The following is a 15025-nucleotide window of genomic DNA, read 5'->3' as shown; positions in this document are numbered from 1 at the left end:
CACCGTCCCGTGGCCGGGTGACGACCACCTCAGGGTCTCCAGGGCTGCACGGAGGGTGAGGTCCTCGCGAGTCGCCCTTTTTCTCCCCATCGCCCGTGAGGACGGGCGTTTACCGATCGTGCGTGCGCGCGGAGGATGACCCGCGGTCGTGGTACGGAGTTTTCACGGCATGCGGCAGATGCCGTCTGCCGTCGCGCAGCCCCACCTTCAGCGCCCCACCTCGGACGACGAGGTGCGTGCAGGCGAGGAGCTGCTCGTCGCGCGCGTCGGACCGTGGCGCGTCCTCGTCCCGATGAGGCACGTGGCACGCGTCCACGCGGCCGCGCTGCCCGCGGCCCGTCTGGCCGGAGCGCCGGTCGTGGCCGTCGACGGCGCGCAGTGGCCTGTCGTGTTCGTGGCGAGCCTGCTCGGCGCGGACGAGGTCCGGCTCGGCGCCAGCGACCAGCTCGTCGCGGTGCGGGGCGGCGGACGCTGCCTGATGCTGTGGGTGAACGCCGTCGAGGACGTCGTGGAGCACGCGCCGGCGCCGCCCGCGGGCGACGTCGCGCCCCCGGACCTCGTGGCCGGGTACTCGGGGCCGCGCGCGCTCGCGGTGCTGGACGTCCCGAGGCTGCTGTCGCTCGCCGGCGCGGCGGGCCAGGGAGCACCATGAAGCGGATCCTCCTCGTCGACGACAGCCGCGTCACCCGCGAGCTGATGAAGGTCTACCTGATCGCGCGCGACGTCACGCTCCTCGAGGCGGCCGACGGCGCGGAGGCCCTCGCCAAGGCGAAGGCCGATCCGCCGGACCTGATCCTCGCGGATCTCCGCATGCCGCGGCTCGACGGCGTGGCCCTGTGCGAGGCGCTCCGGGCGGATCTCCGGACGCGCGGCGTGCCCGTCGTGATCCTCACCTCCGATCGCGACGCCGAGACCGTTCTCCGGGCCCGCGCCGCCGGCGCTCGCGAGGTCCTCCAGAAGCCCATCCAGCCCCAGCCGCTCCTCGACGCGATCAACCGCCACCTCGCCCCGGACGCCGCCCGCCCATGAGCCCCGTCGAAGTCGCAGCCATCCACCGGAAGGTCTTCGCCCGCATCCTCCTCACGGCCGTCCCGAGCGCCGTCGTGGGCGCGTACGTCTTCGGCCTCCTCATCGGGCTCGACGACGCCGCGCTGGGGAGGGCGCTCGTCGGCCTCCTCGGGCCGATCCTCGTCGTCTCCGCGACGCAGCAGTTCCTCGTCTCGCGCGCCCTCGTGCGCGCCGCGCTCGCCGAGCACCCCGGGGAGCCTGCGGGCGCGCGGCTCGCCCGGATCCTCGAGCTGCCGCGCAAGGTCGAGGTGCTCTCGAACCTGCTCGCCTGGCTCGTGGGCGGGATCACCTTCGGCCTCCTCGCGATGTGGATCTACGGCAAGCCGCTCGGCGTCGTCCCCGCGGGCGCCGCCATCGCGTTCTTCGCGTCGCTCTTCCCGGGCATGATCCTCGTGCTGCTCGTCGAGGAGGACGTCCGCCCCGCCGCGCTCGCGGAGGCGGCGCGGGCGCCGGGCCTCTCGCCGAGGGGCGGCGGGCTGTTCTGGCCCCGGCAGCGCTGGTACCTCCCCTACGCGTTCGGCGTCGCGCTCCTCTCGCTCGTCGCCTTCTCGGGGATGGTGCTCGTCTCGAAGTACCAGCAGTCGGTCGAGCACCTGGTCGCGCGGCTGCACGCGAGCGGCGACGGCGTGGCCGCCGACGTCCTCCACGCCGACTTCGACCAGCTCGCCCGCGGGACGGTGCTGCCACTCCTCGGGATCGCCCTCGTGATCCTCCTCGCCTTCGGCGTCACCGGGCTCCTGCTCGCGCGCCGGCAGGCGCGGGCGGCGGCGGAGGTGGAGGCGTCGCTGCGGGCCATGGCGGCGGGTGCGCCGCGCCTGCCGAGCTGGGTCGCGACGGACGAGATCGGCGACCTCGCCACCGCGACGGCCGGCATCACGGAGGAGATGCGGCGCGTCTTCGACCAGCTGCAGGCGATGGCGAAGGGGGACCTCACCCGCGACCTCGAGGGCGAGAGCGGCCTCATCCAGGCGTTCCGCGACTCGCGGAGCGGGATGCTCGAGCTCTCCCGCCGGATGACCGCGCTCTCCCGCGGCGAGGCGGTCGGCGGGGCGCGGATCCCCGGCGATCTCGGCGACGCCTACGAGCGGCTCCAGGCCGCGTTCGAGGCGATCGTCGCGCAGGCGCGCACCATCGCCGGCGGCGATCTCCGCCGCGAGGTGGACGTGCCGGGCGCGCTCGGCGAGGCGATGCAGCGGATGACCGGCAACCTGCGGGTCGTGGTGGGCCGGACGCAGGGCGTCTCGGGCGACGTCGGCAGCATCGTCGTGAGCCTCCAGTCGGCAGCCGCGCAGCTCTCCGCCGCGACGACGGAGCAGGTCGCCGCGGTGACCGAGACCGCGAACACGATGACCGAGATGGCGCAGACGTCCGCCGTGTCGGCCGACCGCGCCGGCGAGCTCATCCGGCAGGGGGAGGCCGCGGCGGCGGTGGTGGAGGACGGGGGAGCGACGGCGGACGGCGCGGCGCAGGCGATGACCGCGATCTCGGGCTCGCTGGAGCGCGTCTCCCAGGCCTCCGCCGCGCTCGCGGAGCGCGTGCAGCGCATCGACGGCATCACCGAGACGGTCTCGTTCCTCGCCGACCAGTCGTCGACCCTCGCGATCAACGCCGCCATAGAGGCGGCCCGCGCCGGAGAGGCCGGGAAGGGCTTCGGCGTGGTCGCGCGGGAGATCCGGGCGCTCGCCGCCGACTCCCGGAAGGCGGCGGCCGAGATCCGGGAGCTGCTCGCCGAGATCCGGGACCGGACGGGCCAGGTGGACGGCGCGGTCGGGGCCGGCGCGCGCACCGTCGACGACGGCGTGAAGCTCGTGCAGCGGCTCGGGGAGGTCGTGGGCCAGCTCGGCGTGACCGTGCACGACTCGGTGGGCCTGATGCGGCAGGTCGAGGGCTCCGCGCGCCAACATCAGGCGGGCGTGGGGCAGGTCTCGCAGGCGCTCACCAACATGCAGAAGGCCTCGGAGTCCATCCGCGACGGCGCGCGCCTGCTCGGCGACCTCTCGGCGAAGGCCCACGAGCTCGCGAGCAGCCTGCAGAAGGCGGCCGGCGCCTACACGCTCCCGGAGGCCCGGGCGTGATCGCGGCGCTGGCCGCCGCGCGCCGCGCGCTCGAGGCTGCCTACGGCCTCGCGCTCGAGGGGCTCTCGGACGACCAGATCGCGACCGCGGTCGCGGGCGCGGGGCCCGCCGCCGATCCCGCGGACCCCGCGTACCTCGCCCGCGTGGTCGATCGGCTCCCCATCGACGAGAGCTGGCTCTTCCGCGACGACGGCCTCTGGGAGTGGCTGCGGGACGAGGCCGGCCCCGATCTCCTCGACCGCGCGGCGGCGGCGGGCCGGCCGGTCCGGATCCTCTCCCTCGGCTGCTCGTCGGGGCAGGAGCCGTTCAGCGCCGCCCTCCTGTTCCTGGACCTGCTCGAGCGCCGGGGGATCCCCGCGTCCGCGGCCACCGCCTTCGTCCGCATCGTCGGCGTGGACCCCTCGCCGGCGCGGGTCGAGGCGGCGCGCGCCGCGATGGTGCCCGGGTGGTCCGTCCAGCGCTGCCGGCCGGAGTGGCTCCGGGGCCGGGTCCGGCTCGACGACCCGCTCACCGGCCGTCACCGCATCGACCCTGCCGCCGCTGCGCTGTGCAGGTTCGACGTCGGAAACCTCCTCGACCTCGCCGCAAGCGGGAACGCGAGCCTCGGCGGACACGATCTCGTCTTCTGCCGCAACGTCCTCATCTACTTCCGCGCCGCCGAAGCCGAGCGCGCCGCCGTCTCGCTCGCGCAGGGGCTCGACCGCGGGGCGCTCCTGGTCGTGTCCGCGCCCGAGGCGCACCTCCTCGCGGCCGGCGGGCTCGAGGCGGCGGGGCACCTCGGCGCCGGCCGCGCGCCGGCCGCCTCGCCCACCCGCGCGCCGCGCCCGCGCCGGCGTCCCGTCGCGCGCGTGGCCGGCCCACACCCCCGGGCGCGGACCGTCGCGTCCCAGGGGCCCGCCATCGCGGCGCCCGACGCGCGCTCGGGGGAGGAGATCGCCGCGCACCTCCACGCCGCGCTCCAGCACGCCGGCGCCGGCCGCACGGCCGAGGCGCTCCGCGCCGCGCGCGCGGCCCTCTTCCACGACCCGCGCCACCTCTACGCGCGCCTGCTCCTCGGCCAGGTGCTGCTGCCCGTGGACGGGCCGCGCGGCCGCGAGGTACTGCGGGAGCTGCTCGACGCCGCGGAGCGGCTGCCCCCCGACCAGGCGGTGCCGTGCGCGGAGGGCCTGTCGGCGGCGCAGCTCGCCGCCGCGGCGCGCGTCCTGCTGCAGGGACCGGAGCGCGCGTGACGCTCGCGCTGGGACTCCCGAGGATCGTCGTCCAGGACGCGGACGCCCTCGAAAGGCGCGCCCGGGCCCTGGCCGAGCCCGCGACCGAGGAGGGCGGCGGCGACGCGCTGCGCGTCGTCGTGTTCCGGCTGGGCGGCGCACCGTGCGCGATCGACGCGGCCGTCGTGGAGCGGGCGGTGGTCGCGCTCGCCTCTCCGTTCGACGTCCCGCTCGCGTCCGGTGAGGAGCGCACCGTCGCGTTCGTGGAGGAGCGGCCCCTCGCCGTCGCGGACCTCGCTGGGCTCGCCGCGCGCCGCCCGCGCGCCGCGGCGGCGCTCCACGGCGCGCCGGCGCTCGTCCTCCGCGCCGACGAGGGCCTCGTGGCAGTCGTGATCGACGGGCCGCTCGAGCTCGCCGAGGAGCGGGTCGCGGCCTCGGCCGTCGACGCCGACGGCTCCGCCCTGGGCGTGCGGATCGCGGGGCGCCTCGCCGGGGGGGCGGCCCTCCTCGACGGCGGCTGGCTCGCGGCGTGGGCCTGGAAGGCGGCATCCGGATGAACGTGGACGCGGCCACGCGGGCGCGCCTCGTCGGCCTCTTCGTCGCCGAGGCCGAGGAGACCGTCCAGGCGCTCCGCCTCTCCGCGGCGCGGGTCGCCGAGGGCGATCTCGGCGAGCCGCTCGTCGAGTTCGGGCGCGTCGCGCACGGACTCAAGGGCGCGGCGGCCGCGCTCGGCTACGAGGCGCTCGCACGCGGGCTGCACGCGCTCGAGGCGCTGGCGCTGGGGCTCCGGGACGCCGCCGCCGCGGACGCGACGCCGCGGCTAAAGCGCGTCGGCGCCGCGATCGACGCGCTCGAGGAAGGCATCGCGCGCATGGGCTCGAGCGGCGGGGACGGGGTCCCCGGCGACGTCGTGGCGCGCCTGCTGGCCCTCGTCGGGATCGGCGACGTCACCCCGCCGCCGGGCGCGACGGCGCCGGAGCCCGGCGCGGTGGATGCCGCGCCAGCGCGAGCGGCTGCCGCGCCGCGCGCCACGGCGGAGGCGGCGGAGCGCGTCAGCGTCCCCGCCGCCGACGTGGACGAGGCGCTCCGGCTGGCCGCGTCCCTCGCGCGCGCCGCGGTCCAGCTCCAGGAGGCGCTCGCCGCGGGCGCCGTGGCGGACGGCGCCGCGCAGTCCGTCGCGGCGTCGGCGGTGGCGCTCGAGGCGCTCGTGGCGTCGCTGCGGCTGGTCCCGGCCGACGGGGCGCTCTCCGGGCTCGACGGTGAGGCCGCCGAGCTCGGCAAGCGGCTCGAGAAGCGGGTGACCCTGGCAGTCGCCGGCCGGGAGGTGCGCGCCGATCGCCGGACCCTGCAGGCCGCCCGCGGCATGATCCGGCACCTCCTCAGGAACGCGATCGACCACGGGATCGAGCCGCCCGCCGAGCGCACCGCGGCGGGGAAGCCGCCGGACGGGCGGATCACGGTGTCGGTCGAGGCGGTCGAGTCGACGCTGCGCGTCGAGGTCGCGGACGACGGCGCCGGGTTCGATCTCCCCGCGCTCCGGCGCGAGCTGGCGCGCCGGACGGGGGACGCTGCGCAGGTCGAGGCCCTCTCGGACGACGTCGTCCTGCAGCGCTGGGCGTTCGAGGGCGGCTCGACGCGGACCACCGCCACCGAGATCTCGGGCCGGGGGCTGGGCCTCTCCGCGGTGGCGCAGCTCGCGCGCGGCGCGGGCGGCGCCATCCAGGTACGCTCGGTCCGCGGCCTCGGCAGCGCGGTCGCGTTCACGCTGCCCCTCGACGTGTTCGCGGTGGAGGCGCTGGTGGTGGAGGCCGCGGGGAGGACGTTCGGCATCCCGCTCTCCGCCGTCGAGCGTACCGTGCACCTCGCCGCGGCCGGCGCGGCCGTCCACGAGGGGCCGTCCGGCTGGACGATCGCGGTCGACGAGATGATCCTCCCCCTCTGCGCTCTCGCCGCCGCGGTGGGCGGCGCGCTGCCGACGGGCAGGGAGCGGTTCGCGGTCGTCGTCCGGAGCGACGGGCGGCAGGCGGCGCTTTCGGTCGACGAGGTGGGGACCGTGGTCGGAGTCGTCCCCGCCGCGGTCCCGGGGGTGGCCCAGCCGAACGCGCTCGTGACCGGCCTCGCGCGGCTCGGCGACGGAACCCCCATCGCGCTGCTCGACCCGCGCCTCCTCCTCGAGCGCGCGCGGGCGGCACGCTCCGTGCCCCGCCCGGCGCGCCCGGTGCGCGAGGACCGAGCGCCGGCGCCGGCGCGCGCGGAGCGCCCAGCGGGGCGCCTCGACGTGGTCCTCGCGGAGGATTCGCTCGCGACGCGCGAGGTGCTCCGGGTGCTCCTCGAGGCGCAGGGCTTCCGGGTCCGGCTCGCCGCGGACGGCGAGGAGGCGCTGCAGCGCGTCGCCGAGGCCGCGCCCGACGTCCTCGTCTCCGACGTGAACATGCCCCGGCGCGACGGCCTCTCCCTCACCCGCGCGCTGCGCGCCCGGGCCGGGACGGAGCGCCTCCCGATCGTCCTGCTCACGTCGCAGGACGACGCCGCGACCCGCGCCGCCGGCGCTGCGGCGGGCGCCGACGCATACCTCGTCAAGTCCCAGTTCAACGCCGGCGTGCTGGCGGAGACGCTGGCGCGCCTCGGCGTGAGGCCCGCATGACGTCCGTCGCGGTGGTGCTGGACGACTACGCCCTCGCGGCCGTCCCGGGGCTGGACGGCGAGCTGGCGCGGGCGGGCGCGCTGGTGATGCGCGCGTTCCAGGGTACGCCGAGCCCGCACCTGCTCCGGCGCTACCGCGGCGCGGCGGTGGTCGGAGGGCCGGATCGCGCGGGCCTGCTCGCGCGACTCGAGCGCGCCACGACGTCCGTCGCCGCCCCGGTCATCGGGATCCTCCCGCCCGGCGTCCCCGCCGGTCCGGAGCTTCGCGGACCCGGCGTCGTCGACCTCGTCCCCGCGGGCGCCCCCGACATCGCCGCGCGGATCCTGTTGATGGCGAACGTGCCGGTCGTGTCGGCCGCGCGCGCGCCGCGCCCCGGCGCCGGGATCGCGGCGGCGCCGGCCCCCGTGCGCGGGAGCGGCGCCCCGGCCGACGTCATCGCGATCGCGAGCTCGACGGGCGGCGTCTGGGTGCTGGCGGCGCTCCTGCGGGAGCTTCCGTGCCGCGGCCGCGCCGCCCTCGTCGCGCAGCACATGGAGGCCGAGTTCGTCCCGTTCTTCGCCGAGTGGCTCGAGGGCGCCTCCGGATGGAGGACGGTGCTCGTGGACGCCCCCGTGCCCCTCGCGCCCGGGGCCGCGTACGTCGCCGTCGGCGGGCGGGACCTGCTGCTCGACGGCTCGGTGCTCCGCGCCGCGCCCTCGTCCTCCCGCTTCGTGCCGTCGGGGGATCGCCTGCTCGCGTGCGCGAGCCGGCTCGGGGCCCGGGCGACGGGCCTCGTCCTCTCCGGCATGGGCACGGACGGCGCCGCGGGGCTCGCGGAGATCGCCCGCGCCGGCGGCGATGCGTTCTGCCAGGCACCGGCCACCGCCGTCGTGCCGTCCATGCCCGAGAGCGCGCTCCGGCGGACGCCGGCAGCGGTCGCGCTTCCACCCGCGGCGCTCGCCGCGGCGCTCACCGCGCGTGGCACCGCGCTTCACGCCGGTCCCCCCGCCGGGACGTGAGCACGCTCCGTGTCGAATCCTGCGCTCGCCTCGACGTCGCGGCTCGCCCACGCGCCGGGTCGCGAGGAGAGGATGTCGGTCCGGGTCGGCACGGCACCGTCGGTGTCGTTCACCAAAAGTGGCACCCTCGTCGCAAGGTCTCGGGTCATGTCCCGAGAAGCACCCCCCGTCACCAAGTGTTGGACCTGCAACGTCCGGCACTTGCGCGCGTGCCGCGAACGGGTGTCGCCGACCCTGGGTACCGACCTGCACCCGGGAGCGCGACGGAACACCGCAGCGCGCCTCGGGACGCGCGTCGCGCGCCGCCGGAGGGAGACCGGATCATGAAGACCGTCCGTTACGTCGGAGCCGGAGCCTACGTCCCACCGCGCGTCGTGAAGAACGACCGCATCACGCGCGCGATCCCGGGGTGGTCGCCGGAGCGGATCGAGCAGCGGACGGGGATCCGCGAGCGGCGCTTCCTCTGGGACTTCGACGCGGAGAAGGGCCAGGCGCTGCCGCCGCCCGAGGACGTCGAGGGGCCGCGCTCGAACACGGACATGGCGGAGGCCGCGGTCCGGCAGGCGCTCGACCGGGCGGGGCTCACGCCGAGCGATCTCGACGGCCTCTACCTCGTCACCACCACGCCAGATCGCCTGAACTTCTGCCATGACGCGGTCGAGCTGCACCGCCGCCTCGGGTGCCGCTGCGACGCCAGCGCCGTCGTGATCGACTCCGGGTGCGGTGGCGCCGTCTACGTCGCGGACATGGCCCGGAAGCTCATCCTCTCGGGGCATGCGAAGACGATCGCGGTGGTCGCCTCCACGTTCGCCTCCGCCTATCTCGACCGCGAGATCTTCACCTCGGAGATGCCGGGCAACCGCCGGGTGAACGCCTTCCTCTCGATGTACATGTTCGGCGACGGCGCGGGCGCGATCGTGCTCCGCGGCGACGAGGGGACGCGCCTCGGCGTGATGGCCTCGACGTCGGGCACGGATCACCCGCAGCTCGTCATCCACCGCGGCGGCGGCGCCCAGGTCCAGCCGAGCCGCGCCACGATGGCGGACCACGCATTCTTCGTCGACGGTCCGACGGTCGCCCGCGCTTATCCCGAGTACATGATGCGCGCGGTGGACGAGCTGCGCGCCACCGCGCCCGAGGTCGTCCCGGAGATCCAGCGGTACTACCTGCACCAGGCCAACAAGCTCGTCCTCCTCGGCTTCGCCGATCGCGCCGGGATCCCCCAGGATCGCGTGCCGGTGAACGTGGACCGCTACGGCAACACCTCGGCGGCCTCCACGCTGCTCCTCTTCGCGGAGGACGTCGCCGCAGGTCGCGTCAAGCTCGGCTCCGGCGAGCCGGTCCTCTTCGCCGCCGTGGGTGCGGGCGTCCACTTCGGCGGCCAGATCGTCCGCGTGTGAAGTAAGCTGACGGTAGCTCGTTCACCGGAGGAGAACACCACATGTCCATCCAGCGCCTCGCCGTCGCCCTGGTCCTCGCCGCGCTGTCGCTGCCCGCCGCCGCCGGCGAGCGCGTCTACCTGCTGCGGTCCCAGGAGCACCCCGACGTCACGCCCGCGTGCCCCGCCGGCGACACGGTCCGCCTCGGCGCGTACCTCTACGCGCCGCGGAGCCGCGCCTCGGACGGGCTCGTCATGAAGGACGCCGGTCGCCCCGTCGGCACCGCGATCGGCTGCGGCAAGATCCTGACGTACACGCCGTTCGATCCCAAGGTGAAGAGCCCGTTCTCGATGGTGTTCGCCCTGGACGACGGGACCTTCACGGCGCAGGGGACCTGCGAGATCACGAGCCTCACGTTCCCGGTGCCCGGCGTCCCCGCGCCGCTCCTGCTCGTCGGGTGCGCGCTGAAGGTGAACCCGGACGCGGCGCTCGGCGTCGTGAACGGCGTCGCGACCAGCGCGAGCGTCTTCACGCCGGTGGCGCTCCCCGGTTACGGGACCGGCTCGTTCTGGACGCTCCAGCTGTACACGAACGACTGATCGCGCGGAGCGGACGCGGGTCCCGGCGCGACCGGCGCCGGGACCGCTCCCTCAAACGCCTCGCGGCTCCGGCACGCGGCCGGCGACCACCGGCACGAACCAGACGGCGTAGCCGTGGGGATCGCGGATCGTCGCGATCTGATCGTCGAAGTGGGCGACGACGTCCGCGCGGCTCCAGCCGAGATGCTCGGCGAGCGCGTCGGAGTAGCCGTCGCGCCACGCGAGCCAGATCGCCGCGAACGTCTCACGCGCGACGCGGAGCGTGTCCACCACGACGTAGTCGACGGTCACGTCCTCGAGCTCGAGATCGCGGAGGATGCCCGGGGCGCGGCGGCCCACCAGCATGTCCGTCCCCGTCGCCGCGCCGAAGCGCGCGGGCGCCGCGGGCCAGAAGGCGTTCGCGTCGAGCTTGCCGCGCGTGAAATGGATCATCGCGTAGTCCTCCGCGATGAGGTGCACCACGCCGCCCGGGCGCGTCACGCGGACCAGCTCGGCGATGGCGCGCTCGGGGTGCGGCACCGCCTGCAGGACGTGGCGGCAGACGACGAGGTCGAACGTCGCCGCGGGCAGGCCGAGGTCGAAGATCGAGCGCTGCTCGAACCGCGCCCGGCCGCCGAGGCCGGCGTCCGCGGCGCGGGCCCGCGCCCGGTCGAGGTGAGGCGTCAGGAGATCGACGCCCAGCAGCTCCGCGCCGGGGAAGACCGCGGCGAGGCGGACCGTGCCCTCGCCGGTGCCGCAGCCCGCGTCGAGGATCGACGCATCCGCCGGCACCCGGTACCGGGCGAGGAGCGGCGCCTCCTGCGGCCAGATCGCGTCCGCCTGGGCCGCGAGGGTGCGGACCATCGACTCGTCCGCCATCTGGGCGGCCTGGGGGAAGGAGTGGTCGGGCATCGGCGCGCGCGGCCCGGCTCCTCACATCTTGTTCAAGAAGATCGGGAGCCCCCGCTTGTTCGCGTAGATGGGGCGCAGCCGCTCCTTGTTGTACATGGTCTCGACGTCGACCTTCCGCGGCCCGAGCTTCGGATCCGGGATCTGCACGAGGTCGTACTTCCCGTCCACGAGCGCCGACATGATGCCGCTCTTGTTCTCGAGCAGCGCGTCGAACGCCATCGTGCCGAAGGTGAGGGCGACCATCTTGTCGATGAAGTCGGGATCGCCGGAGCGGAGGTCGTACGTGAGGTCCGAGACGATCGTCTCCTCGCCGGTGCGCCGCTTGATCTCGTCGGAGAGCGACTCGGCCACGCTCGCCTTCTTGCGGTGGCCGTAAGCGTCTGGCTCCCCGTACTCCTGCACCTTGTAGCCCTCCCACTCCGCGCCCTCGGAGAGGACCACCAGCGCGTACGACGACGGGTTCTCCGCCTTGTCCCGGTGGAGCAGGTCGACGAGGAGCTCGAGCTTCGGCTTGTACTCGGGGATCAGGCAGCGGATCGACGACACGTACGCGGTGTAGAGCGACGTGAAGCCGGCGTCGCGGCCGAAGACCCGGAAGATCCCGATCCGCTCGTGCGAGCCGACGGTCGTCCGCTGCCGCTCGATGGCGTCCATCGCGCGGGTGATCGCGGTGGAGAAGCCGATGCAGTACTCGGTGTTGCGGACGTCGTTGTCCATCGTCTTCGGGATCGCGATCACCTTGAACCCCTGCGCGTGGAGCTTCTGGGCGTAGGAGAGGGTGTCGTCGCCGCCGATGGCGAGCAGGTACTCGAGCCCGAGGCCGTCGAGGTTCGCGAGCACCTGCTTCGAGAGGTCGTACGTGACGGTCGTCTGTCCGGCCTTGGTGCTCTGCGCGGACGGGAACGTCTGGCCGGCGAGGTGGCGCGGCAGCTTCTTCATCTTCGCGGGGTTGGTGCGCGACGAGTGGAGGAACGTGCCGCCGGTCCGGTCCACCGTCCGCGTGTTGTCGCGGTTGAGGGGGAGGACGTACTTGGCGCGGCTCGCGGGATCGGAGAGGTCGAGGTGCGTGAGCGCCTCCCAGCCGCGCCGGAGCCCCACGACCTCGATGTCGTGCTCGGCGCCGCGGTAGACGACGCTCTTGATGACGGAGTTCAGGCCGGGGACGTCCCCGCCGCCCGTGAGGATGCCGACGCGCTTTTTCGCCATGGCCGCATCCTAAACGCCTTCCCCGGCCGGCGCAGGAATCAGAAGCACGTCACCCCCGGCGAGGGCCAAGGTGCCCGGCGCACGAGCAGGCCGTGTCGAGGCGCTTGCGCCGGGCGGGCTCCGACGCGACCATGCGCCGCATGAGCCAGCCTCTCCGTCCCGAGACCCTCGCCCTGCACGCCGACGCGGGCATCGAGGCGACGCCCGACGTCGCCCCTCCCATCCACGTCTCCACCACCTACGTCGCGGGCAACTCGGAGGGGCTCGTGTACTCGCGGTCCGACCACCCGACGCGCCGCCGCCTGGAGGCGGTGCTCGGGGCGCTCGAGGGCGGCCACGCCGCGGTGTACGCGTCCGGCCAGGCCGCCGCCACGGCGGCGCTGCTCCACCTCGCGCCGCGGCGCGTCGCGATCGCCCGCGGCGGGTACCACGCCACGCACTACGCCATCGAGGCGCTCGCGAGGTTCGGCGTCGAGAAGGTCCCCCTCGACGCGCCCGTCGGGAAGGGCGACCTGATCTGGCTCGAGACCCCGAAGAACCCCACCTGCGAGCTCCAGGACATCGCCGCCCACGCCGCGCGCGCCCGCGCCGCCGGCGCCTGGCTCCTCGTCGACGGGACGTTCGCCACCCCCGTCCTCCAGCAGCCGCTCGCCCTCGGGGCGGACCTGGTCTACCACTCCATGACGAAGTTCCTCTCCGGCCACTCCGACGCCCTCGGCGGCGTCCTCGTGGCCCGGGAGCCGAAGCTGGCGGAGGCGCTGCGCGCCGCGCGCACGCTGTCCGGAGCGGTGCCGGGTGCGCTCGAGACCTGGCTCGTGCTGCGCGGCGTCCGCACGCTCTCGCTCCGCGTCCGGCAGCAGACCGCGACGGCGACGCGCCTCGCGGCCTTCCTCGCGCCGCGCGTCGCGCGCGTCTGGCACCCGTCGCTCCCGACGCACCCCGGGTACGAGCTCGCGCAGCGGCAGATGAAGGGGCCCGGCCCGATGCTCTCCATCGAGCTCGGGAGCGAGGAGGCGGCCCGGGCGCTCCCCGGCAAGCTCCGGCTCTTCCAGGACGCGACGTCGCTCGGCGGGGTCGAGTCGCTCGTCGAGTGGCGGCGGCGGCAGGACCCGGAGGCGCCGCCCGCGCTCCTCCGGCTCGCGGTCGGGATCGAGGACCCCGCCGATCTCGAGGCGGACCTCGCGCAGGCGCTCGACGCCGTGGGCGCCTGAGCGCCGGCCTGCCTCGCGGTGCGCCGATCGCCGGCGCCCGGCGGCGCGGCCCCGCGTGGCGGCGGGCACGGGCCCGGCCGGCACGCCGGGGCGCGCGGGGGCGCCGGTGCCGACCTCGGCGGGGGTGCGCAGGATCCCCCCGGGAGGTCCGTCAAGCGCCGTGCGCCGGGCCGGGAAGGTCGTCGCCATCGTCGTCGCCGTGCTCGCCGTCCTGGCGATCGCGCTCCACCTCGCCCTGGATCCGCTCGCTGCCTGGTACACGCGGCGGATGCTCGCCGGGATGGACGGAATGCGCGGCACGTTCTCCGGGGTGAACGTCCGGCTCCGGGACCTCTCGTACGAGATCCACGACCTGCGCATCGAGAAGACGACCGCAGGCGGCGCCGCGCTCCCGTACTTCGCCGTCGACCGCGCCGAGTTCGGCCTGTACGCCACCGAGCTCCTCCACGGCCACCTCGTCGCCGCGGTCGAGCTCGACCGCCCGCGGCTGAACCTGCTCACCGCGCCGGCGCGCCGGGACGAGGAGGGGGAGGGGAAGGGGAAGAGCGAGGCCGCGAGCCAGGAGCCGAAGGAGGCGCCCAAGGTGGGCCGGCGCCTCGAGCGGCTCGCGCCGTTCCGCCTCGACCGCGTCCAGGTGCGCGGGGGCGAGATCCTCTGGATCGACGCCCGCGAGAAGGAGCGGCCTCGGCTCCGCCTCCACGGGATCGAGGCCACGCTCGAGAACTTCGCGACGCGGGCCGCCCTCGCCAAGCACGAGCCCACCGTGCTCGCCGCCCGCGGCACGCTCCAGAGGTCCGGGAAGGTCACCGTGTTCGCGACCGCCGACCCGCTCGCGAAGGGACTCACCTTCGCCGGGGAAGGGAAGCTCGAGGGGCTCCGGGCGGACGAGCTGTCGGACCTGCTCGGCGCGAAGAGCGGAGTCGCGCCGGAGAAGGGCGTCCTCGAGATGGCGGTCGCGTTCACCGCCGTGGACGGGAGGCTCGACGGCGGCGTCAGGCCGGTGCTGAAGGGCGGAGAGCTGAAGGCGGCGAAGCCCGGGCTCGCGAACAAGCTGAAGGAGCTGCTCGGGAACGCCGCGCTGAAGATCTTCGCCGACGACACGCACGGGCGCGACGCCGTCGCCACGACGGTCCCGATCCAGGGGCGGGTGGAGGGGCCGCAGGTCCAGGCGGTGCCGACGATCGTCGGCATCCTCCGGAACGCGTTCGTCCGCGGCCTCACCGCGAGCTTCGGCGCGCTCCCGCCCCCGAAGGCGAAGGAGAAGGAGAACCCGCTGGAGCAGGCGCGGCGCGGGCTCTCCCCGGGCCACGGTCCGCCCCGGGCGCAGCCGAGCGGAGAGAAGGGGTGAGCCGCCGCGCCGCCGTCATCCTCCTCCTCGGCGCGCTCGCTGCGGGCTGCCCGAAGCGGCACCCCGAGGAGCGCGTCCGCGAGGAGCAGCGGCCGGAGCAGCCGGACCGGCCGCAGGCGAGCGGGGTCCCGCCGCGGGAGGGACGGCCGCGCGTCCCCGCCTCGCCGGAGGGGCTGCTCGCGCCCGGCGCCGTCGGCGACCTGCAGCAGGCGCTCGCGGATCGCGGCTACCTCGCCGCGCACCGGCGGGGCGAGCTCGACGAGCCGACGACGCGCGCCCTCGAGAGGTTCCAGGGGCACGAGGGGCTCGCCGAGACCGGCGTGCCGGACCGCGAGACGCTGCGGCGCCTCGGGATCAGCCCGGAGAAGGCGTACGGTCGGTGAAGCGCGCGGCGGGGG

The 15025-nt window shown here is 75.6% G+C and carries 14 protein-coding genes; 12 read left to right on the top strand and 2 right to left on the bottom strand.

Annotation, left to right across the window (positions count from 1 at the left end; all coding sequences use genetic code 11):
• The first annotated feature begins 169 nt into the window (after nt 1-169).
• The 9 genes from AMOR_RS00435 (at nt 170) to AMOR_RS00395 (ending at nt 9971) form a co-directional block, all read left to right on the top strand.
• Nucleotides 170-652 (top strand): chemotaxis protein CheW, encoded by a 483-nt coding sequence (locus tag AMOR_RS00435; protein WP_248357457.1) that lies wholly within the window; start codon nt 170-172, stop codon nt 650-652.
• Nucleotides 649-1029: a response regulator gene (locus tag AMOR_RS00430; protein ID WP_248357456.1), complete on the top strand. Its 381-nt coding sequence runs from the start codon at nt 649-651 to the stop codon at nt 1027-1029. The genes AMOR_RS00435 and AMOR_RS00430 overlap by 4 nt, the downstream gene beginning before the upstream one ends.
• The gene (locus AMOR_RS00425; RefSeq protein ID WP_248357455.1) at nt 1026-3143 is read left to right on the top strand and encodes a methyl-accepting chemotaxis protein; all 2118 of its coding nucleotides are present in this window, start codon (nt 1026-1028) and stop codon (nt 3141-3143) included. Before AMOR_RS00430 ends, AMOR_RS00425 begins: the two co-directional genes overlap by 4 nt.
• On the top strand, nt 3140-4372 hold the full coding sequence (locus AMOR_RS00420; RefSeq protein WP_248357454.1) for a CheR family methyltransferase: 1233 nt from the start codon (nt 3140-3142) through the stop codon (nt 4370-4372). Before AMOR_RS00425 ends, AMOR_RS00420 begins: the two co-directional genes overlap by 4 nt.
• Nucleotides 4369-4908 carry a hypothetical protein gene (locus tag AMOR_RS00415; protein WP_248357453.1) on the top strand — a complete coding sequence of 180 codons (540 nt, stop codon included), beginning with the start codon at nt 4369-4371 and terminating at the stop codon, nt 4906-4908. The genes AMOR_RS00420 and AMOR_RS00415 overlap by 4 nt, the downstream gene beginning before the upstream one ends.
• Nucleotides 4905-6995, top strand: a complete 2091-nt coding sequence (locus tag AMOR_RS00410) for an ATP-binding response regulator (protein WP_248357452.1) — start codon at nt 4905-4907, stop codon at nt 6993-6995. Before AMOR_RS00415 ends, AMOR_RS00410 begins: the two co-directional genes overlap by 4 nt.
• Nucleotides 6992-7993 carry a chemotaxis protein CheB gene (locus tag AMOR_RS00405; RefSeq protein WP_248357451.1) on the top strand — a complete coding sequence of 334 codons (1002 nt, stop codon included), beginning with the start codon at nt 6992-6994 and terminating at the stop codon, nt 7991-7993. Before AMOR_RS00410 ends, AMOR_RS00405 begins: the two co-directional genes overlap by 4 nt.
• A gap of 323 nt (nt 7994-8316) precedes the next feature.
• Nucleotides 8317-9393: a 3-oxoacyl-ACP synthase III family protein gene (locus tag AMOR_RS00400; RefSeq protein ID WP_248357450.1), complete on the top strand. Its 1077-nt coding sequence runs from the start codon at nt 8317-8319 to the stop codon at nt 9391-9393.
• A 41-nt stretch (nt 9394-9434) separates the two neighbouring features.
• Nucleotides 9435-9971, top strand: coding sequence for a hypothetical protein (locus AMOR_RS00395; protein ID WP_248357449.1), 537 nt, complete (start codon nt 9435-9437; stop codon nt 9969-9971).
• Between the two features lie 51 nt (nt 9972-10022).
• On the opposite strand, the gene AMOR_RS00390 is transcribed toward AMOR_RS00395, so the two are convergent.
• Complete coding sequence (locus tag AMOR_RS00390; RefSeq protein WP_248357448.1) at nt 10023-10862, bottom strand: class I SAM-dependent methyltransferase; 840 nt, start codon at nt 10860-10862, stop codon at nt 10023-10025.
• A 21-nt stretch (nt 10863-10883) separates the two neighbouring features.
• Complete coding sequence (locus AMOR_RS00385; RefSeq protein ID WP_248357447.1) at nt 10884-12068, bottom strand: 6-phosphofructokinase; 1185 nt, start codon at nt 12066-12068, stop codon at nt 10884-10886.
• Between the two features lie 140 nt (nt 12069-12208).
• Here AMOR_RS00385 and AMOR_RS00380 point away from each other — a divergent pair, with 140 nt between their 5' ends.
• The 3 genes from AMOR_RS00380 (at nt 12209) to AMOR_RS00370 (ending at nt 15010) form a co-directional block, all read left to right on the top strand.
• Nucleotides 12209-13279 (top strand): trans-sulfuration enzyme family protein, encoded by a 1071-nt coding sequence (locus tag AMOR_RS00380; RefSeq protein ID WP_248357446.1) that lies wholly within the window; start codon nt 12209-12211, stop codon nt 13277-13279.
• Nucleotides 13280-13439: 160 nt separating this feature from the next.
• Nucleotides 13440-14627, top strand: a complete 1188-nt coding sequence (locus AMOR_RS00375) for a DUF748 domain-containing protein (RefSeq protein ID WP_248357445.1) — start codon at nt 13440-13442, stop codon at nt 14625-14627.
• The gene (locus tag AMOR_RS00370; protein WP_248357444.1) at nt 14624-15010 is read left to right on the top strand and encodes a peptidoglycan-binding domain-containing protein; all 387 of its coding nucleotides are present in this window, start codon (nt 14624-14626) and stop codon (nt 15008-15010) included. The genes AMOR_RS00375 and AMOR_RS00370 overlap by 4 nt, the downstream gene beginning before the upstream one ends.
• Nucleotides 15011-15025: the final 15 nt, after the last annotated feature.

Origin of the sequence: Anaeromyxobacter oryzae, from assembly GCF_023169945.1 — a bacterium.
Taxonomy (GTDB): domain Bacteria; phylum Myxococcota; class Myxococcia; order Myxococcales; family Anaeromyxobacteraceae; genus Anaeromyxobacter; species Anaeromyxobacter oryzae.
The sequence above is the reverse complement of the archived record's forward strand: the minus strand, read 5'-3'. Positions and strand labels throughout refer to the sequence as shown.

What these genes read in the sequence shown, in the direction of transcription:
- AMOR_RS00435 (WP_248357457.1), top strand. Translation starts at nt 170, where the DNA reads ATGCGGCAGATGCCGTCTGCCGTCGCGCAGCCCCACCTTCAGCGCCCC.
- AMOR_RS00430 (WP_248357456.1), top strand. Translation starts at nt 649, where the DNA reads ATGAAGCGGATCCTCCTCGTCGACGACAGCCGCGTCACCCGCGAGCTG.
- AMOR_RS00425 (WP_248357455.1), top strand. Translation starts at nt 1,026, where the DNA reads ATGAGCCCCGTCGAAGTCGCAGCCATCCACCGGAAGGTCTTCGCCCGC.
- AMOR_RS00410 (WP_248357452.1), top strand. Translation starts at nt 4,905, where the DNA reads ATGAACGTGGACGCGGCCACGCGGGCGCGCCTCGTCGGCCTCTTCGTC.
- AMOR_RS00405 (WP_248357451.1), top strand. Translation starts at nt 6,992, where the DNA reads ATGACGTCCGTCGCGGTGGTGCTGGACGACTACGCCCTCGCGGCCGTC.
- AMOR_RS00400 (WP_248357450.1), top strand. Translation starts at nt 8,317, where the DNA reads ATGAAGACCGTCCGTTACGTCGGAGCCGGAGCCTACGTCCCACCGCGC.
- AMOR_RS00395 (WP_248357449.1), top strand. Translation starts at nt 9,435, where the DNA reads ATGTCCATCCAGCGCCTCGCCGTCGCCCTGGTCCTCGCCGCGCTGTCG.
- AMOR_RS00390 (WP_248357448.1), bottom strand. Translation starts at nt 10,862, where the DNA reads ATGCCCGACCACTCCTTCCCCCAGGCCGCCCAGATGGCGGACGAGTCG.
- AMOR_RS00385 (WP_248357447.1), bottom strand. Translation starts at nt 12,068, where the DNA reads ATGGCGAAAAAGCGCGTCGGCATCCTCACGGGCGGCGGGGACGTCCCC.
- AMOR_RS00380 (WP_248357446.1), top strand. Translation starts at nt 12,209, where the DNA reads ATGAGCCAGCCTCTCCGTCCCGAGACCCTCGCCCTGCACGCCGACGCG.